19 protein-coding genes are annotated in these 22571 nt (G+C 45.0%); 8 read left to right on the top strand and 11 right to left on the bottom strand.

What is annotated here, in order from left to right; translation table 11 throughout:
- Nucleotides 1-96: 96 nt before the first annotated feature.
- The 4 genes from IQ263_RS00275 to ybeY all read right to left on the bottom strand — a co-directional run bounded on the left by IQ263_RS00275 (nt 97) and on the right by ybeY (nt 3350).
- A complete protein-coding gene (locus IQ263_RS00275) occupies nt 97-879 on the bottom strand; it encodes an MBL fold metallo-hydrolase (RefSeq protein WP_194065619.1) in 783 nt (260 codons plus the stop codon).
- Nucleotides 880-1095: 216 nt separating this feature from the next.
- Nucleotides 1096-1683 (bottom strand): anthranilate synthase component II, encoded by a 588-nt coding sequence (locus tag IQ263_RS00270; protein ID WP_194065618.1) that lies wholly within the window; start codon nt 1681-1683, stop codon nt 1096-1098.
- 453 nt (nt 1684-2136) lie between these two features.
- The gene (locus IQ263_RS00265; protein WP_194065617.1) at nt 2137-2652 is read right to left on the bottom strand and encodes a diacylglycerol kinase family protein; all 516 of its coding nucleotides are present in this window, start codon (nt 2650-2652) and stop codon (nt 2137-2139) included.
- 161 nt (nt 2653-2813) lie between these two features.
- A complete protein-coding gene (ybeY, locus tag IQ263_RS00260) occupies nt 2814-3350 on the bottom strand; it encodes an rRNA maturation RNase YbeY (protein WP_194065711.1) in 537 nt (178 codons plus the stop codon).
- 35 nt (nt 3351-3385) lie between these two features.
- On the opposite strand from ybeY, the gene IQ263_RS00255 reads away from it, so the two are divergent.
- Nucleotides 3386-3523: a hypothetical protein gene (locus IQ263_RS00255; RefSeq protein WP_194065616.1), complete on the top strand. Its 138-nt coding sequence runs from the start codon at nt 3386-3388 to the stop codon at nt 3521-3523.
- Nucleotides 3524-3559: 36 nt separating this feature from the next.
- Here the strand turns inward: IQ263_RS00255 and IQ263_RS00250 are convergent, their stop codons facing one another.
- The 5 genes from IQ263_RS00250 to thrS form a co-directional block, all read right to left on the bottom strand.
- Complete coding sequence (locus IQ263_RS00250) at nt 3560-3781, bottom strand: DUF3285 domain-containing protein (protein ID WP_194012213.1); 222 nt, start codon at nt 3779-3781, stop codon at nt 3560-3562.
- Between the two features lie 96 nt (nt 3782-3877).
- Nucleotides 3878-4672 (bottom strand): DUF4058 family protein, encoded by a 795-nt coding sequence (locus IQ263_RS00245; protein WP_194065615.1) that lies wholly within the window; start codon nt 4670-4672, stop codon nt 3878-3880.
- Between the two features lie 144 nt (nt 4673-4816).
- Nucleotides 4817-5605 (bottom strand): DUF4058 family protein, encoded by a 789-nt coding sequence (locus tag IQ263_RS00240; protein WP_194065614.1) that lies wholly within the window; start codon nt 5603-5605, stop codon nt 4817-4819.
- A gap of 30 nt (nt 5606-5635) precedes the next feature.
- A complete protein-coding gene (locus IQ263_RS00235; protein WP_194065613.1) occupies nt 5636-6421 on the bottom strand; it encodes a DUF4058 family protein in 786 nt (261 codons plus the stop codon).
- 112 nt (nt 6422-6533) lie between these two features.
- Nucleotides 6534-8363: a threonine--tRNA ligase gene (gene thrS, locus IQ263_RS00230; RefSeq protein ID WP_194065612.1), complete on the bottom strand. Its 1830-nt coding sequence runs from the start codon at nt 8361-8363 to the stop codon at nt 6534-6536.
- Nucleotides 8364-9315: 952 nt separating this feature from the next.
- On the opposite strand from thrS, the gene IQ263_RS00225 reads away from it, so the two are divergent.
- From IQ263_RS00225 to IQ263_RS00215, 3 genes are all read left to right on the top strand, one after another.
- Nucleotides 9316-9645 (top strand): DUF2605 domain-containing protein, encoded by a 330-nt coding sequence (locus tag IQ263_RS00225; protein ID WP_194065611.1) that lies wholly within the window; start codon nt 9316-9318, stop codon nt 9643-9645.
- Between the two features lie 158 nt (nt 9646-9803).
- On the top strand, nt 9804-10115 hold the full coding sequence (locus IQ263_RS00220) for a DUF2973 domain-containing protein (protein WP_194012206.1): 312 nt from the start codon (nt 9804-9806) through the stop codon (nt 10113-10115).
- 184 nt (nt 10116-10299) lie between these two features.
- Nucleotides 10300-12294: a DICT sensory domain-containing protein gene (locus IQ263_RS00215; protein ID WP_194065610.1), complete on the top strand. Its 1995-nt coding sequence runs from the start codon at nt 10300-10302 to the stop codon at nt 12292-12294.
- A gap of 353 nt (nt 12295-12647) precedes the next feature.
- Here IQ263_RS00215 and IQ263_RS00210 read toward each other — a convergent pair whose 3' ends face one another.
- Nucleotides 12648-18530 carry an AAA family ATPase gene (locus IQ263_RS00210; protein ID WP_194065609.1) on the bottom strand — a complete coding sequence of 1961 codons (5883 nt, stop codon included), beginning with the start codon at nt 18528-18530 and terminating at the stop codon, nt 12648-12650.
- A 43-nt stretch (nt 18531-18573) separates the two neighbouring features.
- On the opposite strand from IQ263_RS00210, the gene IQ263_RS00205 reads away from it, so the two are divergent.
- Entirely contained in the window at nt 18574-18732 is a 159-nt protein-coding gene (locus tag IQ263_RS00205) for a hypothetical protein (RefSeq protein WP_194065608.1), read from the top strand.
- Between the two features lie 787 nt (nt 18733-19519).
- Here the strand turns inward: IQ263_RS00205 and IQ263_RS00200 are convergent.
- Nucleotides 19520-19663, bottom strand: a complete 144-nt coding sequence (locus IQ263_RS00200; RefSeq protein ID WP_194012032.1) for a hypothetical protein — start codon at nt 19661-19663, stop codon at nt 19520-19522.
- Between the two features lie 248 nt (nt 19664-19911).
- Between IQ263_RS00200 and IQ263_RS00195 the strand changes: the two genes are divergently transcribed.
- From IQ263_RS00195 to IQ263_RS00185, 3 genes are all read left to right on the top strand, one after another.
- Nucleotides 19912-20412 carry a peptidoglycan-binding domain-containing protein gene (locus IQ263_RS00195; RefSeq protein WP_194012031.1) on the top strand — a complete coding sequence of 167 codons (501 nt, stop codon included), beginning with the start codon at nt 19912-19914 and terminating at the stop codon, nt 20410-20412.
- Nucleotides 20413-20711: 299 nt separating this feature from the next.
- Nucleotides 20712-21137: a photosystem I reaction center subunit II PsaD gene (psaD, locus tag IQ263_RS00190; protein WP_194012030.1), complete on the top strand. Its 426-nt coding sequence runs from the start codon at nt 20712-20714 to the stop codon at nt 21135-21137.
- Between the two features lie 376 nt (nt 21138-21513).
- Nucleotides 21514-22377 carry a GNAT family N-acetyltransferase gene (locus IQ263_RS00185; RefSeq protein ID WP_194065607.1) on the top strand — a complete coding sequence of 288 codons (864 nt, stop codon included), beginning with the start codon at nt 21514-21516 and terminating at the stop codon, nt 22375-22377.
- The last annotated feature ends 194 nt before the right edge of the window (nt 22378-22571 follow it).

The raw sequence follows: 22571 nt of genomic DNA, 5'->3' as shown, positions 1-22571 counted from the left end.
GATAGGGTTGAAAAGGCTAACGTATAGAGAAAATTTTCTGGGATTTTCGATCGCACCAAAACTCCCTTAATATAACGTAAACTTAGCGAAAAAGTGTCAAGTGCTAAATCGGTAACTCAAAACCTCAATCACCGAACCAGTTTGAGGTAAGTCAGCGGGTTTAATCGAAATCGTGTCATTATTCAATCGGCGCACCGGCGTACCATCCATCAGCGCCAAGAAGTCATCTAGCGGCACTAAATCGCACGCAGCAGCATCGGCGGCTTGGGTTTTGTAATGCGTGGGAATCACCATCTTTGGTTTGAGAATTTGTAAAGTTTGCTTTGCTTCCGCCGGAGTGTAAGATTTCGGCCCTCCGCCCACGGGAATCAGCACCAAATCCGGCCGCCCGATTAGGATTTGTTCTTCAATGCCGATCGCGCCAGCAACTCCACCCAAGTGTAAAATCTTAATACCGGCTTGCTGCCAGAGCCAAGCCACATTGATCCCAAATCGCCTGCCGCCCTCCCGGTCTTTTTCCGTGCGAATCCCTTGAATCCTCAGCCCGTTCGATCGATAAGCCCCAGGCTCGTACAAAAGGCCGGGATTGCCCGAAAATCCGTCCACCGCCCCTTCATCGAGCAATCTGCTGCTAATCAGAATCAAATCAGTGGGTACTTTGGGAGAGCGATAGCCAGCCGTACAGCCCAGGGGGCGAAAAGGATTCACCAGCACCCTCGCACCGCCACCGGCGAACAAAAAGCAAGTGTGGCCCAACCACTGAACCGATAAAGAATCAGCAGTTTGAGCTTGATAGCTTTCCCATCCAGATGGTAAACCAGTTGCTATAGCGGCTAGCAAACCCGTCTGTGCGTAACGTATTAATTGTCGCCGTTTCATCTTGTGGTTGCGGTTGTCGGGTGTTGGTCGTCTGTTGTTATACCACAAAACACAGTAAGTCGATTTTCGATTTGAGATTTTAGGTTTGAGATTTATATTGTGTGCGATCGCCCTGACAGCACTACAATATGGATCGCACGCGCGAACCGCAGCGATTTCTTCCTGCTTCCTCCTATCCCTTACATCCGTTACAAAAGAAGCGGACGTACTTGCTTCTTACAGTCTTTCTAAGAAATTTCGCAATAACTGCTTTCCCGAAGCAGTCAAAATACTTTCCGGGTGAAACTGCACCCCTTCAATGTGCGGATATTCCCGATGGCGCACGCCCATAATCGTGCCATCTTCAACCCAAGCCGTAATTTCCAAAACCTCTGGACAACTCTGCTTTTCAATTACCAAACTGTGATAACGAGTTGCAACCATCGGCGATTCCACTCCCACAAAAACTCCTACTCCTGCGTGTTCTACCTGAGAAGTTTTGCCGTGCATCAACACTGGTGCAGAAACAATTTTGCCGCCGAATACTTGACCGATACTTTGATGTCCGAGACACACGCCCAAAATTGGCATAGTCGGCCCCAATTCTTTGATTAATTCTAGAGAAATTCCCGCATCTTCCGGCCGCCCCGGCCCCGGAGAAATCACTACGGCTGCTGGCTGCAATTGTCGAATTTCTGCTAAGGAGATTTGGTCGTTGCGATAGACTTGAACTTCGCTGGCCACGGGCAAATCGGCACCTAGTTCTCCTAGATACTGTACCAAATTGTAGGTAAAACTGTCGTAGTTATCGATGACTATAATCACTGGTTAATTGGGATTTTTGGTTAGAGATTTTTGGTTGGAGATTGATATCAAATCCTGTTCGGTAGTCTAGGAAGAATCGAATCGCGAAGACGCTTGTAGTGCGTTAGAAAGGACGTACATCTTCTGATTTCTCTGACTTCGCGTTCGCGTGCCTCGCGGTTCATTCGATCTTACCACCTATTAGTTATCATTCTGATACAACCGGATTTGATATGACTGGCGGTTTGAATGCAATAGTTAGAAATTTTTAGAGATACAACCAAGATTTAAATAGCTGCAATATGTACGAATCAAACTCAAAACTTCAATTTGGTCATCCCAAACCTCAAATTTTTATCGCTCAATAAGTTATACCAGTTTCAAAAAAGAATGCAACTGCGGACAAATTTCAAAACATGATAGTCATAAGTCATTTCCCATTGAAAATCTTCAATGCGAAAATCGAAAATGGCGTTACTGACGGACGATCGCCATTTGAAGCACTTCCCACAACGGAGGAAGCAGGAGTGCAGCAGCAACAATTGCCGCAGCCATTGCCGATACCAGAACTGCTCCGGCCGCGCAGTCTTTGGCAATTTTGGCTAGTTCGTGGTAAGATTGCCCGACCGTTAAGTCTACCACCGATTCGATCGCCGTATTCAAAAGTTCCATTGCTAAAACTATACCAATGGTGACGCCGATCACAGATATTTCTACAGGTTTCAGTTGCAGATATAGCCCTAGTCCGATCGCCAAAGTGCCTATAAAAGTGTGAATCCGAAAATTTCGCTGAGTTTCAAAAGCATAACTCAGCCCACCCCAAGCGTATCTAAAACTCGTAGCTAAGCTTGATGCAATTTTCCAGGACAGTTCTCGCTTGTATTTCAAGGCTTTTTTCGGTTCGTTGTCTGTCACACTCGAAGAGTCTTGAGGCACGATCGCAATGTGTGCAATGTTTTTTGATGAAATAGAGGGTCGCTCTAGTGTCATAAATAACCAACTTTAAGTTACAGAGATGAATGAAAGCTAGACTTTTCAAATTTACTTAATCAAGTCTAGTTAACTTTCCTAAGTTTTTACTAAAGTTTTGGTGTAATTTCAGAAAGTTATGTTGGGCTTGATGTGATTGGTTAAGTAACCATCAACTTCAGCTATGCTGTTTGGATCTCAATATCGATCGCCCGCAGCAGTGTTTCTTGTCTGTCTAGCATTTGAGTCAGACTCTCCTCATCCGGGTGATCCCAGCCCAAAAGGTGCAGAAAACCGTGGGCTGCGAGCCAAGCTAATTCGGTTTTCAGCGGATGTCCTTGCTGCTGGGCTTGTCGCTGAGCCGTATCGATCGAGATTACGATATCACCCAAGTATAAGGGTTCAGAGGACTGCATTTCCTCTAGTTGAGGACAGTCTACCTCTAAAGCTGCAAAAGCTAGTACATCCGTCGGTCGATCGAGCTGGCGGTACTGGGCGTTGAGGGTTTGGATATCGGCATCGGCGGTTAAACGCAGGCTGACTTCGTAGCCTGGGGCGGATGGCACATCCGCCTCTTGGTTTTCCAGCCAAACGCTAAACCAATTTTCCCAAGTTTCGGTTGAAATTTCCCCGCTGGCTGCACTTTCAGGGAGGTTGGAACCGTCGGCGGACGATCGGGCTAGCCCATAACAGTCTTCGACGTTCACCTCAATTAGCATTTTCAGCATTTTTTGTCAAGCAATTTATTCAATTTTTGGGCAATTTCACATTGGGCAGGCTAATCGACTTTTTGCTTTTAGCTGGCAGATTACAGGAATCTGTAGAAGATTGCAACGGGTCGATCGCGCGATCGGACAAAAGGGCCCGCTATGGAACCCGCACAGGCGCGTGAGTGTGTGTATCGACGAGGTTTCCAGCGCCCGGTGTTCTAAGAATTGAAATAGCGATCGAGAAAAGCCAAACCGACGAGTACGCCCAAAAGTCCAGCCGCCGTCAAAGCAAAATGAAACAAAGAAGTCGCGCGCTTGCGAACCATATTCCGCATCGCCAGCTTGACATAACTCGGTGGAGGTGCATTGTTTGTCGGCGCTGTCGGAGTTTCGGCGGCGAGCTCTTCGGAGGCGGGAGTTGTGGAGGGAGGTTGACTCATAGCGGTTAGTTTAGAAGGTTAACAGAGGGGCTGCTGAAGACAGACTCGCCACGATGGTAACAAAAATGTAACGTTTTGTGTAGGATTTTTTAGGTCTCAGACGGCAGGAGGCTGGTTTCCCGCAACGCCAGAATCACCCCAAACAGCATCGGCTTCCGACAGCGCAGGCATTAACTGGGCCGTATAATCGAGAGTAATGTCATAGGCGGCGCGATCGTAAACTTCATTCAACAACGCCTGCAAATCCACAATTGGTTCCACATCGCCTCCGCGCAAAGGCAAAGGAAAACAAGGAATCGCATCCTGTAGATTAAAAACGTATAAATCCGCCCCAGGTCTTTGATTGCTCCGACTCACCAAAATCCGATAATGAGCTGCAATATCATTGTCCAAAACCGGGAGAGGTTCCCAACCCCGCAACAAATCAATCTCCACAAAATTAGTGCGACTTCCGAATATCTTATCCCGCTTTTCCTCATACATTTCGCGCCCTTTTCCCGGACGTTTATTAGCAGGTGAAAGAACTTCAATCACCGTCACAACTTCCTTAGTTGCCATATCTATCACCTCCAAATACCCTTCTCTCACCTCCTCAGACATCGCCAATCTTATTTTCAAAGGTTCAGTAGTTCGTGTAGCGACAGCCACATTCGATGTACTTGGATTTGGAGAAACGGGATTGCACAGGATAGAAACATCAGCAGGCATTCCGACTAACAGAGATTGTTCTCCCTTGAGTTCATAAATACGCTTTTCAATCGCCACTCGATATTTTGGCACCACTTGCGGAACCAAAGCATCTGCGATCGCCACTATCAACCGATTATGTACTTCTGGCCAAAAGTCAGGGCTTTCTAAATAAGGATTCATCCCCGGAAATGGATTAGGCATTGATTTAACTTTTGTTGATTTAACTACTTAGGACTTATGCAGGGGTAGCTTGAAACCTGGTTTTTGCTCAGAAGACACGTTACAGCCCGCAAAAACCGCAAAAAACCCGGTTTATGAAGATTTTGATGCGTCCAGCCACTGTTATCATCCCCTCAATCCCCTCTCCCGCAACAGAGAATCGGCCCAAACAGCATCGGGTTCCGACAGCGGGGGAACGGGTTCTGCGGTATAATCTATTCTAAAATCATAGGCGGCGCGATCGTACACCGTATTCAACAACGCCTGCAAATCTACAATTGGTTCCACATCGCCCGCGCGCAAAGGCAAGGGAAACTGAGGAATCATATCCGGTAAATTGAAAAGGTACAAATCTGCCATAGGGCGACAATCTCTCCGACTTACCAAAATTCGATAACTTGCCTCAATATCGTTACCAAAAACTGGCAGAGGTTGGTAACTTCGCAGCAAGTCAATCTCAACCAGATGAGTGCGACTACCAAACACCCTTTCTCGCTTTTGTTCATACATTTCTCGCCCTTTTCCAGGGCGCTTGTTGGCGGGTGACAGCACTTCAATCACTGTCACAACTTCCCTAGTTTCTGTATCTCGCACCTCTAGATAGGCTTCCCTAAATTCGACAGGTACTGGCACTCTTACTTTCAAAGCTGTTACAGGTGGTGCGGCAACTGCGATATTAGAAGAAGTAGGGTTTGTTTGAATTGGAGAGCGCTGCACGGTGACATCAGGAATCCCCACTAATAGGGAATTTTCCCCGCTAATCTCATAAACTCTTTTTTCAATATCAACGATATATCTTGGCAGCAACTGCGGCACTAATGATTCAAAAATGCTACTAATTAGCAAGTGATGTACTTGGGGCCAAAAGTCAGGACTTTCTAAATAGGGATTCATCCCCGGAAATGGATTAGGCATAGTAATATATTGTTGAAATTTTCCACATAATTAACCCCTTAAGCCTTTCTCCCGCAACAAACCATCAGCCCAAACTGTATCGGCTTCCGACAGCGGGGGAACGGGTTCTGCGGTATAATCTATTCTAAAATCATAGGCGGCGCGATCGTAAACCCCATTTAATAACGCTTGTAAATCTACAATTGGTTCCACATCGCCTCCGCGCAAAGGCAAAGGAAAAGCCGGAATTGCATCCGGTAGATTAAACAAATACAAATCAGCGACGGGGCGACAATCTCCCCGACTCACCAAAATCCGATAACTTCCCTCAATATCATTCCCAAAAACAGGCAAAGGTTGGTAACTTCGCAGCAAGTCAATTTCCACTAAGTGCGATCGACTTCCGAACACCTTATACCGTTTTTCCTCATACATCTCCCGCCCTTTGCCGCGCTTGTTCGTCGGCGAAAGCACTTCTATTACTGTAACTACTTTCTTAGTTTCCTGTTCTATTACCTGCAAATAACTTTCTCTAACTTCCACCGTTGTAGGCACTCTCACTCTCAAAGCAGTCACAGGCGGCGACATGACAGCAACATTTCCAGTGCTAGAAGTTGCTGGAATTGGCGATCGTTGCACGGCCACATCGGGAATACCGACCAATAAAGCATCTTCCCCGCTGATTTGATAAATTCTTTGTTCGATGTCCACTAAATACTTAGGCAGCAGTTGCGGAGTCAAAAAATCTGCGATCGCAACTATTAACCGATTGTGAACCGCCCGCCAAAAGTCAGGACTTTCTAAATAGGGATTCATCCCCGGAAATGGATTAGGCATAATCGTACCTCCCGTTGATTACTATCATTTTAGCAAACAGATTAGAAAAACGCAGACAATATCAAACTATCATCTGCGTTAATCCCCGTGCATCTGCGGTTAAAAAACTCCCCTAAAAATCGCCGTAACTGCTAATCGCCCTCTGCAACCTCCCAATAACTTCATCAACCGAAATCGCCCCCAACTCCCCAGAAGCACGAGTCCGAATATTCAAACTATTCGACTCAACCTCCTTCGCACCCACAACACTCATCACCGGAATTTTATCCTTCTCAGCATTGCGAATCAACTTGCCCAAACGCTCGCTATTCTCATCAGCTTCAGCCCGAATATTTAGCGCCTGCATCTTCGCCGCAACTTCCTTCGCAAACGGCAAAAACTCCGCGCTCACAGGCAACAACCGCACCTGAACCGGCGCTAACCACAGCGGAAAATCCCCCGCGTACTGTTCGATCAAAATCCCGATCAAGCGCTCCAAAGAACCGAAAGGAGCGCGGTGAATCATCACCGGACGCTGGCGAGTGCCGTCTTCAGCAACGTATTGCAAATCAAAACGTTCTGGCAAATTGTAATCTACCTGAACAGTTCCTAATTGCCATTCTCTATCCAACACATCTTGGAAAATGAAATCGAGTTTCGGGCCGTAAAAAGCCGCTTCCCCAATTCCCTCAAAATAATTCATTCCCAAAGTTTCCACCGCGCGGCGGATTGCACCTTGCGCCTTTTCCCAAGCTTCATCGGAACCGATATATTTCTCTGGGTTTTCTGGATCGCGGAAACTCAAACGCGCCTTAAAATTCTTCAGTTGCAAACTCTTGAACACTGACAGAATCAAATCCACCACGCTCAAAAATTCAGCATCCAACTGTTCCGGCGTTACAAATAAGTGGGAATCATCCACAGTAAAGCCGCGTACCCTGGTTAAACCGCCCAATTCTCCCGATTGTTCGTAGCGGTAAACTGTGCCGAATTCGGCTAAGCGCATCGGCAATTCGCGATAGGAACGCAGTTCGCTTTTGTAAATTTGAATGTGAAAAGGGCAGTTCATAGGTTTCATGACAAAACCCTGTTCGTTGGCTGCCGCTTCTGCATCTTCAGCCATCAGCGGAAACATATCTTCTTTGTATTTCTGCCAATGTCCAGAAATTTTGAACAAATCGACTCTGGCGATGTGGGGTGTCACAACTTGCAAGTAGCCGCGCTTGATTTGTTCTTGTTTCAAGTAATCTTCTAGAATACTTCTCAAAATAGTGCCTTTGGGTGTCCACAAAGGCAAACCGGGGCCTACCGCATCGGCAAAAATAAATAAGCCTAATTCTTTGCCTAATTTGCGGTGATCTCGTCTTAGGGCTTCTTCTTTGCGGTGCTTGTAAGCTTCTAGCTGTTCGGGTGTTTCCCAAGCTGTGCCGTAAATGCGCTGCAACTGAGCTTTGGTTTCGTCGCCGCGCCAGTATGCTCCGGCGAGACTTTCTAGCTCGATCGCCCTTCCGTTGATTTCACTGGTATTATCCAAATGGGGCCCAGCGCACAAATCCCACCATTCGTCACCCAAATGGTAAAGAGTAATCGGTTCGATCAAACCATCCAAAATTTCTAATTTGTAAGGTTCATTAATCTCCTTAATTCTGCGTTCTGCTTCCTCGCGGCTGACTTCTTCCCGAGTTACAGGCAATTTGCGGTTGATGATTTTGATCATTTCTTTTTTAATTGCCTTGAGATCCTTTTCGGTAAAAGGTTCCGGGCTGTCAAAATCGTAATAGAAACCGTTTTCAATCCAAGGGCCGATTGTTACTTGAGCCTTGGGAAATAACTTCTGTACCGCCATCGCCATAACGTGAGATGTGGTGTGGCGAATTTTTTTTAGTTGCTCCGACTCGCTGGTGCGGGGCAACTGAATTTTAACGGACTCTTCTGGAGCGTTCATGGATTCTGAGCTAGACATCGGCTGAATTTAGCAATTAATGAGAGTTGTAGTTGCTTCTATCTTACTCAGATTGGGACAGCAAGCGCTGACTTCCGGCTGAGGCTATTGGTGTCAACTTCAGGCTAGAACACTTCAAAAATCTCGCTTTTAGCTGAGTCTAGATCCCCCTAAATCCCCCTTAAGAAGGGGGACTTTGATCGTCGTTTCCGGTTCCCCCCTTAAGAAGGGGGGCTAGGGGGGATCTGCGGCCTAATCGTCAGACAGCATACCTGTACTACGTTTGACGTAAGTTGATACCTGTGGACTTTCTTAATTTTGAAACTGTTGCTTTTGTTGTTTTCTGTATAACAGAGCCTTCAGCTATATACACGCTGTCTGAGCCAATATTTCCCATAATTTTGGGATTTTGACTCAAAAATTGCTCCTGGCACGGTTAAGTTTATTCACCAAAAAACGAGAGGGAAGCCCCGGGCTAACGACATGGGGAGGAACTCGGTAGCGGTTTCAACCGCCTTCAACATTTATTTACGCAACTCATTGAAAGGTTTTGTTATGATGAGGTTGTAAGTAAAAAAACCATCTACGTGTTGAAACATTCTAGTATCGGAGAAATCCCGGCACAGTGAGCCACCACACTCCTTAAGGAGTAGTAAGCCTGTTTAACTGACAAGTAACGGCAGAATGTGAAGCGTACCTATCTGGCGAAAGTGATGGATTATGAAAGCAAACAATTCAAAAGTAAGCGCAATTGCAATACCTTTTATACTGGTAGTTGTTTTGAGCGTCTAGAGGTGCTTTGATAACGCCTTTGAGAGTTTTCGGATTCATTCAAGAATCCCCCTGATTCATCAGTGGGGAGTATCAAGCCCACCTGCTAGTTTTTTTAAATCCTTGAATTATTGTTAATAATATGTTACTGATTGTAAAGCACGTTTAAGGTTAGAATAAGTAGATAACCCAATTTTTATTCATGCTTAATTCCAATTTGCCGGAATCAGAGTTGCTCAAATCCCTACTGGAACCGCTGTTAGAGGATTTTAAATACTGGTTCGAGCGATCGACCACTCTCTTAGAAACTGAGGAAATTCCCTTTCTGAGCGGCGAGGATCAATCCGACTTGCTGGCGCGAGTCAAACAGGCTCAGCAAGAAGTAGGCGCCGCTAGAGCTCTATTTCAAGCAACCGGAGGTCAAGTTGCAATTGAAACCGCAGCACTGATGCCGTGGCACAGACTGCTCGCCGAATGCTGGCAAGTATCGGCTCGCTTTCGTTCGTCGCAGTCAGCTCCCCGTGAAAAATAAGGAAGCGAGTTCAAGTTAAACTTGTTGTTAAATCCCAAACAAGAGGAAATGTCGCGGCCGATTTGAAAAGTTCCAACAGATTTCCAGTTAATAAGTTATTACTTGCTGAAACACGTTTGTAAACTGCTGTGCGGCTGTTTAGCCGGGAGGAAAATATCATGTTACACCTGCTTTATATTTTAGCTTTCACTGTTCTGGCCTTTCTGGCAGTCGGTAACTTAATCCGCAGTCTTGTCACGGTAGGTATGGAGTCCCAGCGCCCCCAACAATTCAGGGCAAATCATGGCTCCGCATCCTATCCTCGCTCTCAAGCTGTACCCCATCCAGAACTGTTAGACGAATACGGAAACGTTGTCAACGAGCCGCTGTTAGTGATGCGTTCGCTGACTGTCCAAGATGCCCGCGAACAATTAGATGCTCTCTACAAATCATCTCCCGGCGGCAGCGACGAAGGGGGCGAACGACGCTAATTTAATCGCAGTCGCAGCATTTATACTCAGAGTCGCTGGTACTGAAAAAAATAATTGGCCGTTAGTTTCTCGCTAACGGCCAATTTGTAGCGACTTTTGAGAGATACTGGAAAAATATCGATCTCAACTTACGGTCGATCCCTTTCCAGTTTTGTCAACGGCAAAAATGCACGTTTAAAGCTAGATGATCGTCCCTATTTCGCTACTGGCAGAACTTCTGCAAGCTTTGCCCCCACTGCGGGCACAAATTTATTTCAAATCTTCCATGACAGCGCTGTCTCACGCGATGGAAGACTTGGTTTTGACTGGCTCCGACGACGAACCGCTAGTGATTGCTAGTTTTCAGCGAGAACGCTTCTACCTGCAGGAAGCTCACCGCTATCGGCGAATTGCCGCTCTATCTTCTCAGGTATACGTGCTAGCAGCACCGGAAACTGAGTTTAAAAATTCCTCGGAACATTACGAAACTGTGGCGTTTGCACCGGAGGACACATTAAGTCAAGAGTGGCACTTAGTAGTGCTGGGACAACACTACTCAACTTGTCTGATTTGTCAAGAAAAAATTGTGCCGATCGAGAATCAGGACGATCGCGGCCCGCTGTTGATGGATCAAGGTCGCAGATTTGAGGGAGTTTGGACGTTCGACAGGGAGGTAAGCTGCAAAGCTGCCGAATTGTTGCTCGATCGCATTGTCAAATATCGCCCGGAATTGGCCGAAAAGATCGATCGAGCGCGTACAACTTACAAGCTGGGAAAAAACACCAAAAAAAACAGGAAATCCGCGACTTCCCAAGCCACCAAACCAGAAAAAAGCGCGCCAAAAAACTCAAGAGTTCCCAATCCCAAATTGAGCGACGCTTTTACCAAACGCTTAGTAACCTATTTGCAATCAGGCCAGCACAAACTGCTGAAAGCATACAGCGCGATCGCCGCCCAGGAACGCAAAGAACGCCTCATAAACTTAATTACAACGGCAATGCGGCAGTCTCTCAACCCGCAAGAAATCGTCGAAGTCGCAGTGCAAGAACTGGGAACAGCTTTGTCAGCCAGCCGCTGTTTGATTTATCGCTGCAAAGCCGCAGATGTGTCGGTCAAAATCGATCGCGAGTTTTTGCGCCTGGGTGCTAGTTCTCTATTAAATCAGACTTGGCCGCTACAGGAAAATCCAATATGGAGCGACGCGGTAGCGCGGCAAGAGCGAGTTTACATCCAAGACACAGCAGAACACCCGCTGATTCTCAATACAAAATATTTGGGCAAAATTGTCAAAAATTGGCAGATAGTCTCTTGGTTGATGGTGCCGGTGCTTTATCATGGGCGGGTTTTGGGCATGGTGGAAATGCACCAGTGCCGATCGACTTCGCCTTGGGAAGAAGACGAAATTGCTTTAGTAGAGGCGATCGCCACCCAGCTCGGAGCAGCCTTAATTCAAGCAGAAACCTACGCTAATTTAGAAGAACTCAACCAACAATTAGAAGCATTAGACCGCACTCGCAGCAATCTCATAGCCATCACCGGACACGAACTCCGCACTCCGCTATCGACGATTCAAGTATGTCTGGAAAGTTTGAACTCCGAGCCAGATATGCCCCAAGAATTGCGAACAATCATGTTAGAAACAGCCCTCGGAGATGCCGATCGAATGCGTAAACTTGTCCAAGATTTTTTAACTCTTTCTAACCTAGAAAGCGGACAAGTTAAATGGAATGTAGAATCGCTGACGCTGCAAGAATGTGTGGACTTGGCCCTCAGCAGCGTGCGATCGCGCGGCGGACTCGATCGACAGTTACCGGAAATTATCACCGAAGTATCCGCAGAATTGCCATTAGTCCAAGCAGACGGCGAGTGGTTAGTGGAGGTGCTGTCCAAACTCCTAGACAACGCCTGTAAATTCACCACAGCGAAGGGAAGCGTCACCATCAGAGCCAAATGCAACGGTTCTGCGATGGTGGAAGTGCTGGTCGCCGATACGGGGCGGGGAATCGAGGCTAATAGTTTGAAAGTAGTGTTCGATCGATTTTATCAAGAAGAAGGAGCATTGCGGCGCAGCGCCGGCGGTACCGGTTTGGGATTGGCAATTTGCAAGCAGATTGTCGCCGGCTGGGGCGGTAAAATTTGGGCAGATTCCCCAGGAAAAGACCGAGGAAGCGAATTTCACTTTACTATTCCAATTGTTTAGAATCAATTGACAAATTTTCGCCGCTCGATAGACCATAATAAAAAAGGTTTGAGCATTTTTGTGATGCGTAATTCAACGATAATAACTGATGATATCAATTCCGATTGCACTCCTGGTGATGTTAACTGTTAACTGTTAACTGTTAACAGTCAACAGTCAACAGTGAATTTACTATTCCGATGAAGAGAGGATTTGATATGACTAATGACCAATGACCAATGACCAATGACTAATGACCAATGACTACTGACCAATGACTACTGACTACTGACTACTGACTACTGACTACTGACTACTGACTACTGACTACTGACTACTGACTACTGACTACTGACTAATGACCAATGACTCCCCTACATCGGAATACCAATCGTAAACTCTGTCCCCGATTCTAGCGAAGACAAACATTCCAAAGTTCCCCCATGTTTTTCAGTCACTATCTGATAGCAAATAGACAGTCCCAATCCCGTACCTTTACCTTCTACTTTCGTTGTAAAAAACGGCGTAAACAATTTTTTTCTTACAGCTTCCGGCATTCCCAGCCCGTTGTCAGCAATCCGAATCACAATCTTGTCAATTATTTCCGGTTCTTTCTCGCAAACTACCGCCGTAGAAATTAGAATTGTATTCGGATTTTCTTCAATTTCAGCGTAAGTTTTTCCCGCGTTAGCTTCTTCAAAAGCATCGATCGCATTAGCAATCAAATTCATAAATACTTGATTGAGTTGTCCGGGATGGCATTCTAATTTTGGTAAATCACCGTAATGTTTAATAACTTTAATAGCCGGCCTGTTGTTTTTCGCCTTGAGCCGGTGAGACAAAATCATTAAAGTAGTTTCCAGGCCTTCGTGGATATCAACTGCTCTTTTGTGCAGAGTGTCGGTGCGGGAATAGTTGCGTAGAGATTGCATAATGTCGCGGATGCGATCGATTCCCATCTTCATTGACTCCGCAGTTTTGGGCAAATCAGCTAATAAATACTCTAGCTCTATCGATTCAATTTCCTGTTCAATTTCTGTTCCCGGTTCGGGAAATTTTTCTTGATAAAGATTCACCAAATTAATTAAATCAGCAATATATTCTTGGACGTAGTGCAAGTTCCCAGAAATAAAGCCAATAGGATTGTTCACTTCGTGAGCAACTCCAGCAACCAGTTGTCCGAGTTGCGAGATTTTTTCAGTTTGAACTAATTGCGCCTGAGTTTTTTGCAGTTCCATCAATATGTTTTCTAAATTTTCAGCTTTCTCTCTCAGTTGAGTTTCTGATGTTTGCAAAGCTTGTTCCGCTTGCTTGCGGTGACTGATATCGCGACCAATTGACAAAGCATGGGGTTTCCCTTTGTATTCAAAAAACTTGGCTCTTATCTCAAGATCGAATTCTGTACCGTCTTTTCGCAGCACCACAGTTTGACAATAAAATTCTTGGCGCGAGATGATGGTTGCGATAAACTCATCGAACAGATGTACGTAATTTGGGTGCTGGACATCGAGGGGACTCAAGCTCAAAAATTCCTCCCCAGAATAACCGTACATTTCGCACGCTATCGGGTTTACTGCCGCAAATTTTCCGGTTTCCAAATCTACTAAGGTAAGTCCGTCTGCTACACTCTCAAAAATACTGCGGTACTCTTCTTCTTTTTGGGCGAGTTCGACTTGGGATTGTTGTAAATTTTCTAGGGATTCAGCTAATTGGCGGGATTGATTTTGTTCGCTAGCGTACAAGCGCGCATTTGCAATGGCAATTGCTGCTTGTGCGGTCAACATTTCCAAAAGTTTTAACCCTTCTTGGGTGAAGGCTCCGGGCACGAAGTTATTTTCTAAATAAACTATACCGATCGACTTTCCTTGATAGACTATTGGCGCGCACAAAACCGACTTTGGTTGATAATTTTGAATGTAGGTATCAAAGTGGTAAAGTGTTTCTTTAGCTGCATCGATTAGCACCAGCGGTTCCTGAGTTCTAGCGACGTAATTAATGAGGGAAATAGGAACTTGGCAGTTGTTTTGGATTTGGTGCAATTCTTCAAATATTGCATAATCGGGCCGATCGCTATCCGACACTTCAACAAACAAGTACCCGTCTCGTTCTAAAAGAATGCAGCCGGTTTGGGCTCCCGCATTTTCTAAAATAATATGCAGCAGTTTTTTTAACAATTTTTCTAAGACAATTTCGCTAGAAATAGCCTGGGAGGCTTTAATTACTGTTTTTAAGTCAAAAATATTGACATCAGCGGCTGTACTTGCAGTTCTAGTTATCGTTGTCGGAGCATCGCTGATTTTGTTAAACCAATCGAGATAAAATTTTTCTAGTCGATCGACTTTGGCAGTTGCACCCCACTCTAGATAGCAAAAGCGAGCGTCATTGAGATATATTTTAGCGAGATTGTAACGATTTTCTGCTAGATAAAATCGGGAAGCTAATTCATTGGCGAGGGCAGCATTTTGGACGAAGCCATGTTTGAGCGCGGAGGCGATCGCGCGATCGTAATGTTGTGCTGCTGTGTAGCTGTCTCCTGACAACCTCGCGATTTCTGCCTGAATTAATGAATATTTGTGCAGGTAATTTGCAGGGGAATGCTCTGCAAAATCTCGAAATTGGTCTCGACTAATCTTGAGCTGTTTTCGGTAGAGCTTGGACTCGATATCGTTGGCTGTTGTGCAAGCAGCAGCTAGGGCGATCGCGTGATGGAAGCAAAAAACGGGATTGACAAAATGTCCTGCGCCACCTTTCAAAAATTCTGCACCTGCGAGGGCATATTCTAATGCCCGATCGACCTCACCAAACCAATTAGCTAGGGTGAGTTTGTAAAGATAAATTACAAAAGCAGTGGTAAGATCGGCAGAGGAATTAGCGAATGCTAAAAGCTGCTGTTCGTCGATGAAGGTTTCCGGTTCTGGGGCGGTTGCTGCTGGGGTGGTGAGTTGGGCGATCGCATTTTTGGTCAGCAAGTGATAAGCTAACATATTGCGATCGACCTTTGAGAGCACGGGAATAAATTTATCAGCAATTTCCGTAGATTTAGTCAAAGATTCGTTGCCAAAAAAGCCGATCCAAAGATAATTAACCGAAGCGTATCCCGACCACTGATAAGCACCTGTTTCTAAACCGCTACTGAAAGCTTTTAGTATAAAAGGCTTGCACTCATCAATATATTTCATGTAATGTAAAGTTAAAGCCCCCCACATATGGAAAATACCAGCACCTAACTCTTTATTATCCCAGCGTTCGTAGAGGTTGAGTGAGAGTTTTCCGGCGCTGCTACCAGCCTTAATTTCGCGATATTTGTTGACCAAAGTAAAGGCGTACAAAGTGTAAGCAAAGGCGGAAAATTGGGAATTTCCGTACAGTATGCTCGTTTGCACAAACTTCATCGCGCAGAGATATTGAGCGTTGGGACTGGTAAAATAGGCGATCGGGAAAAGTTCTTTCAAAATCCGGTGAGCTGCCAGTTTTAGCGGATCGGTAAGTTCTGGTAAATATGCCAATCGATCGATCGAGCCGCCAATCATCCTCTTCGTCTCGGCTAATTCACTGGCTAGAAAATCATCATCCGGGTACGGCTCAATATCAATCCCCAAAGAATTTAAGGCTTCAATCCCTAACTGATAAGCAGCAGATAAATCATTCTTCATCCGCAGACAAATTATTTTTAATTCTGCGATCGAACACCGTTCCAACAAAGTCTGAGATTGGGGTAAAATCCTGTCAAAAATAGCTAAAGCTGCATCATTTTTGCCATTCAAATATTCCGCTTCACCCAGTTCTAAATGTAGCCTCAAACTCAAGGCATAATTATCTTGCCAACTTGACACCGGCAAACAGTCGCACCCAGCTTGAAAAAAAGTAAGTGCATCTTCAAAAGCCGAAGCAGCTTTGGCAGTTTTCCCTGCTTGTAAATTTAATGCTGCTAATTCATAAAGTTCTTCAACATCCACAATCAACCCGCGAGCCAAGTTCAAATGATTGACAATATAAAAAATCTGTTTTTGGCGTTGGGCTTCATTGCTTAAGGTTAACAACAAACGTCCCAGCTTCCAGTGCACCGATTGTTTTTGCGAATCAGAAATCATCACGTAGGCGGCTTGTTGAACCCGATCGTGTAAAAATTTATAGCGCGCTTTGTCGGCTATTTTTTCCAAATTATTTAATTCCTGCTGCTCAAATACTTGCGGTAATCGATAGCCACAACCTAGAGGCAAAATCAACCCTACTTCCAATGCTTCCCATAAATCTTGTGCTGTTTGAGTCAAAGATTGTTCGCTCAATACTGACAATATATCTAAACTAAATTCATTGTCTGTACAAGCTGCCAACTGTAAAATTCTCTGAGTTGGATCTGACAAATTTTGAATTTTTTTAATCATTAAGTTGACTACATTTTCCGAAATATTTTGCTCTTTAATTTTTTGAATATCCCACTCCCATTCGCCGCAGATTGCGTTAAACACTAGCAGTTTTTCATAATACAATGATTTCAATAGTTGCTTGACGAAAAATGGGTTGCCATTAGTTTTTGCTAGCAGTAATTTGGCAAAATCGGCGGCTTGTTTGCCGTCGCATTTTAAGGTTTCCGAAACCAATCGGTTTACATCGTAAATTGCTAAGGGTTGCAGCCGAATCTTGGTCGTCGGAATTCCTGTTTCCCCAATTACTTCAGTAGCCAGCATAAACGGATGCGTCGGGCTTACTTCATTATCTCGATAAGCAAGAATCAGCAGAAAGTAAGGGTTTTTACCAAAGGTATTTTTTTGGTATAAATTGATTGTTCCAGCATCCATCCACTGACAGTCATCGAGAAACATTACTAAGGGATGTTCCGCAGTGGCAATTGCTTGAAATAACTGCTGAATCACTCGGTAGAAGCGGTTTTGAGATTCAACTAAACCAAGTTTTGGTACGTCTGGCTGCTCGCCCAAAATTAGTTGTAATTCCGGGACGGCATCGATCGCAACTCTGGCATTTTTTTGCAAAGCGTTGAGTAAATGTTTTCGCCATTCTGCTAGCTGAGTTGGGGTTTCCATCAAAATTTGCTTGACTAAGTTACGCATAGCTTGAGTGAGACAAGCATAGGGAATATTTCGCTTGAATTGGTCAAATTTACTAGAGGTAAAGTAGGCGCGCTGCCGCGTTAAATTCGGGATAATTTCATGGACTAATGCAGATTTGCCGATGCCGGAGTAGCCGCTTACTATGACAATTTCACTGCGGCCGTTGCTGACGCGACTGTACACTTGTAATAGTTGTGCTATTTGCGTTTCTCGTCCGTAGAGTTTCTGAGGAATTGACAACTGACTGAGGGTATCGACTTGTCCGGGAATAAAGTTAACAATTGTCCCTAACTTCTCGATTTGATTTTGGCAGCGTTCTAAATCTGCTAACAATCCTGTAGCTGTTTGATACCTGTCTTCAGCATTTTTTGCCATGAGTTTTGCCACAATTTGGGTCAAAACCGGGGGAATTTGTGGGTTGAATTGTTGTATGGGAAGGGGTTGTTTGGCAATGTGACAGTGTACAATTTCTAATGTATCGGTACTGGTAAATGGTAATTGTCCTGTCAGCAGTTCGTAAAAGGTGACACCTAGAGAGTAGAAATCGCTGCGGTAGTCTAGAGGGCGGTTCATCCGCCCTGTTTGTTCTGGCGACATATAGGCCAGGGTTCCTTCTAGGCGATCGGGATTTTTTAAGTCTGTTTGTTCTTTTCTTAACCACGAAGCGATGCTAAAATCAGCAACTTTTATTTGCTTGGTGTGGGGATTGATGATAATGTTCTCAGGTTTAATGTCTTTGTGAATGACTTGATTTTCATGCAGAAATATCAAAGCTTTGGTGATGGGCACGACTGTGTTAAAAAAATCGACAAGGGATAATTGGTAATTGGTGGCACTCGCTGGTGGACTATTTGTTTGTCCTGCGGCACATTTTAGCCGATCGCCTAGGGTGTTTATCCATTGTTTGAGGGAGATTCCTCCAATATCTTCTAATACTAATACTAAGTAATTTTGATGCGTTTCGAGTCGAAAAATTTTGATGACATACTGAGAATCGAGATGTTTGGCGATATGATATTCGTGTTTGAACCTGGCAATCTGTTCGAGGGTAGGATAGTCAATTTTTAAAATCTTGAGAATGACTAACTGTTTCTCGGCTGTCGATACTGCTCGGTAAATAACTGTGTTAGTTCCTTGGTGAATGAGTTCTTGTAAGTTGTAACCCGAAATTTCCGAAGCTGGTAGCATAGTCGATCCTTCCCAGTTTATAATTAAGTTCTTATTCTAGAATTTGACATCTCGATCCAAGATGAACGGCGGGCGATCGCCTGGCCGCAAACAAGCAGGTTTGAAAGATATATCGATCGCCAAATTTAAAAATTACTTACGTATTTACAGGTATTTTTTTATATTCCCGGACGTAAAACCAACCGATTTCTACGAAAAATAGTCGATAATTCCGAGAGATACTTGACGCAGAAACCGGGTTTTTGACCCCGCGTGCGTCTGGGATTGTTTAAATAGACTTCTCCAAGAATGGTTGTAAATCAGGCTCTTCGAGGCTGTTCTTTAAATGCTGTTCTGGAGATTTCTAATAAATCGAGCGATCGGGAAATTGCCGCTCTGGATTTTTCATTGTTGTTGTGTAAGTGTTGCAGGCTTTACATTAAATCTTACAACATCGCGCCGATCGCTGTAAATTAAGTTTATTAAAAATTAATAATAAAAGCCCTAGGGTAAATAAATAGATTGTGATTGCGAGGAAAAGGAAAGCAATCGCAGAAAGATTGTGTTTTTATCGAAGTCGAGCGGGACTGCTTTACCTGCATAAAAAATCAGGTTGATAGGTGGTTGTAAGCTGGAGAATTTACTGAGATGTAAACTGTCGTTTTTTAGTGACGGCTGCGGAAATTACTTATATCAAAACTCTTTTTGTAGGATGCGGCGGCAAAGATTGAGCAGATTTGCTTAAAAACTGGGTTTCTCAGTTTTAGGTGCGTAGGTGTCGATCGACTAACTCGATCGATCGCCCGATGCAGCTTAACACAAAAAAGTTTTCAGCGCCGAACCAGCCTCCTCCTCTAGCCTTCTCACCCTCAACCCTCACCCTATGAAATACACCTTTCAGGTGATGCCGCAGGCGCGGTGTCTATGTTTAGGATCGAAAGTATAGAAGCAGATTCAGGACGCGCTGGCTTTGTTAAACCCGGTGTTTAGGCAAAATTTCGGGTGTAGCCCTAGCGATGCTGGCGAGAATGAAGTTGGAAGGCGCACAAATCTTGATATCGCGTTTGTTCGATCAACCACAATAAAATGCGATCGCGCGTGGGGAATTGCGGGCGTACTACAAACCGTTTTTGTTGCGGTAATCTACCAGACATGATGTGATATCAATTCCGGTTCCACTCCTCATGATGTTAACTGTTAACTGTAAACAGTCAACAGTCAACAGTGAATTTACTATTCCGATGAAGAGAGGATTTGATATGAGATGCTAAAAGTCGATCGAATCGGTTGAGACACTGCCATCGCCAGTATTGATTCGCCAAAACTTGAGGATGCAAATGTTTCGCCCGGAAAAACTTTTTTACAAACAGAATAGTCAAACCTAAAGGTTACGAAATTTATTATGTCACTTAAAACTCGGATGAATTCTACCGAAGCTATCGCCAACCACCCGCAACTGCAATTAGGTTCTCAAGGTAAAGCCGTGTTGGAACTAGAACAACTGCTAACCAAGCTGCGCGTTTACCGGCAGCCTGCGAAAGGAATTTTTGACAAAGCAGTGGAATTTGCTGTGAAACTGTATCAGTTTCGGGTTTTCTTGCCGCCGGACGGTATTGTCGGGCCGCTTACTTGGCAGGCCCTTGATACTCAATCTCCGGTTAATATGCCGGTACTCAGATTCGGCAGTTCTGGGGAAGCAGTCGCTACTGTTCAGGAAGTTTTGAGGCTTTCCCAGCACTACAGTGGTGAAATTGACGGCCAATTTTCTACTTTGACAGAGAACGCTGTTCGCGCATTTCAAAAAAGCTTTGGGATTGAGGCCGACGGGGTTGTCAACCGAGAAACTTGGACTGCTTTGAGTCAAATTCCGCGCGGTTATGACCCTCATTGGTTCTTGACTTAGGCTTGGTGCAGTAAATGGTGCGATCGCCCGCACAGAGAAAACTGGGGGAATATGCGATGCTTTGGGTGCGCTACAAACACCCGAAGCATTGCATTTTTATTGAGCTATTATTTGGGGGATTTGTATTTGATAATTATGTTTTCTAAGTTTGGCAAAAATTACTAATTATCAATTATCAAATACTAATTAGCAATTATCAGAAAAGATCGATCGCCCAAAAACTGTTAACTTTCCTTACAATTTTGAGAACAGCGCGCAGTCTGGATGATAGGATGCCGTAAAATCCTTTGGATATATCTATGGCAGAAGAACTGACTGGACAACCCCCAATCTTCGGCGGCAGCACCGGCGGCTTGCTGACCAAGGCGCTAGTTGAAGAGAAGTATGCTATCACTTGGACTAGCCCCAAGGAGCAGGTGTTTGAAATGCCTACAGGTGGCGCTGCGATTATGCGTCAAGGCGACAACTTGCTGTATCTGCCCCGGAAGGAGCAGTGCATCGCTTTGGGCGGCCAGCAACTGCGGGCGAAATTCAAAATCTCGAACTACAAAATCTACCGCGTATTTCCCGACGGTTCTAATGAGTACCTGCATCCCAAGGATGGCGTGTTCCCCGAGAAGGTGAACGAAGGTCGTCCCTACGTCGGTAAGATTGACCGCAATATCGGCAGCAACCCTAATCCGATTAAGGTGAAGTTCACCGGTAAGAAAACCTACGAAGTTTAGGTTTTGAGCCAATCGCTGAGCTTGAAAAGGTAATAAGGCCCCAAAAGCTCAGTTAAGACCGATCGCCCGCAGGCCCCCCAAACAAAAAGGAGAAGAGTATTCTCTTTCCTCCCCATTTTTTTTGGTAATTGAGGGCGATAGAGACTGGAGAGTCTCAGTTTTGCTTTGTAGTGCTGTCCTCGATCGCTTGGTTCTACAAGCAAGCGGGGACAGCATTATAATAAAAAAAGGCTTTTTCCCAATGCAGGAGATGCTCCCATCGAGACTCCGATCGAAGCAATATTTTTTAATAACTTTAGGGTTGATCTGACAGCAACGGGCCGCGCCCAACTGCTGCTAACTTCAAATATAATTAAAACTTAATCATTAATTAAAAATGAATGTCGCAATCAGGCGAGCAACACCAAGTGATATCGATATTTGCGCTCGCATTAATTATGAAGCTTTTAAAGATATTTCCGATCGCCATTTCTTCCCTCACACAGATTTTATGACGGTAGAGTTGGCTGCCGAAATCACTCAGTTTTGGATTGAAAATCCCTCGTATTTCGGCATCGTAGCTGAGAGTGATGGTGCGGTTGTCGGCTGCGGTTTTATGGACGAACGCAACCCGATTCGCGGTATTGGGCCCGTCAGTGTCGCAAGCGCTTTTCAACGCCGCGGCGCGGGACGAGAAATCATGAAAGCCTTGCTGGAACCGGGAAAAGACGCAGAGGGCATCCGTTTGGTGCAAGAATCTTTCAACATGGCTGCGCTGTCGCTGTACGCTTCTCTGGGTTTTGAGGTGAAAGAACCTTTCGTGCTAATAGAGGGGAAGTTTCGCAGCCAACCGCAATATGGGTTTGAGGTGCGGCCGCTGACTGCTGAGGATGTGGGCGAATGTCAGGCTTTGTGCGAAAAAGTATGCGGGTGCGATCGAACTTCCGAGATAGAATACGCCCTGAATCACTTTTCCCCCTTCGTTGCTTGCCAGCAAGGTCGGATTGTCGCTTATACTTGTGCGGTATCAGCTTTGGGCCACAGCGTCGCCCACACCGAGGCAGATATGCAGGCTTTGCTCTTGGGGGCTGCTGCGTACACTTCCGAAGATGTGCTGGCTTTCCACTTGCCGCTGAGATATGCAAGTTTGTTTCGCTGGTGCTTGAAAGAAGGGCTACGCGCCGTCAAACCGATGGCGGTGATGGCCGTTGGCGACTACCAGCCGCCGGAGGGATGTTGGTTTCCGTCTTTTGTTTATTGATTGTAAGTAAATCCACTTAATTAAACATACAATATGTATGGATCAAAAGGTTAGTGTGTATTTCTTCTTTATTCTTCTTCTTCTTCTTTCTATCTTTCCTTCTTCTTCCATCTTCCTGATGACGTTGTACGGAAAGCAGTTGCCAGTTGTCAGTAGTTATTTGTCAGTTGTCAGTTGTCAGTTGTTACCAATAA

This window comes from Tychonema sp. LEGE 06208, from assembly GCF_015207505.1.
In the GTDB taxonomy this organism is placed as follows: domain Bacteria; phylum Cyanobacteriota; class Cyanobacteriia; order Cyanobacteriales; family Microcoleaceae; genus Microcoleus.
The sequence above is the reverse complement of the archived record's forward strand: the minus strand, read 5'-3'. Positions and strand labels throughout refer to the sequence as shown.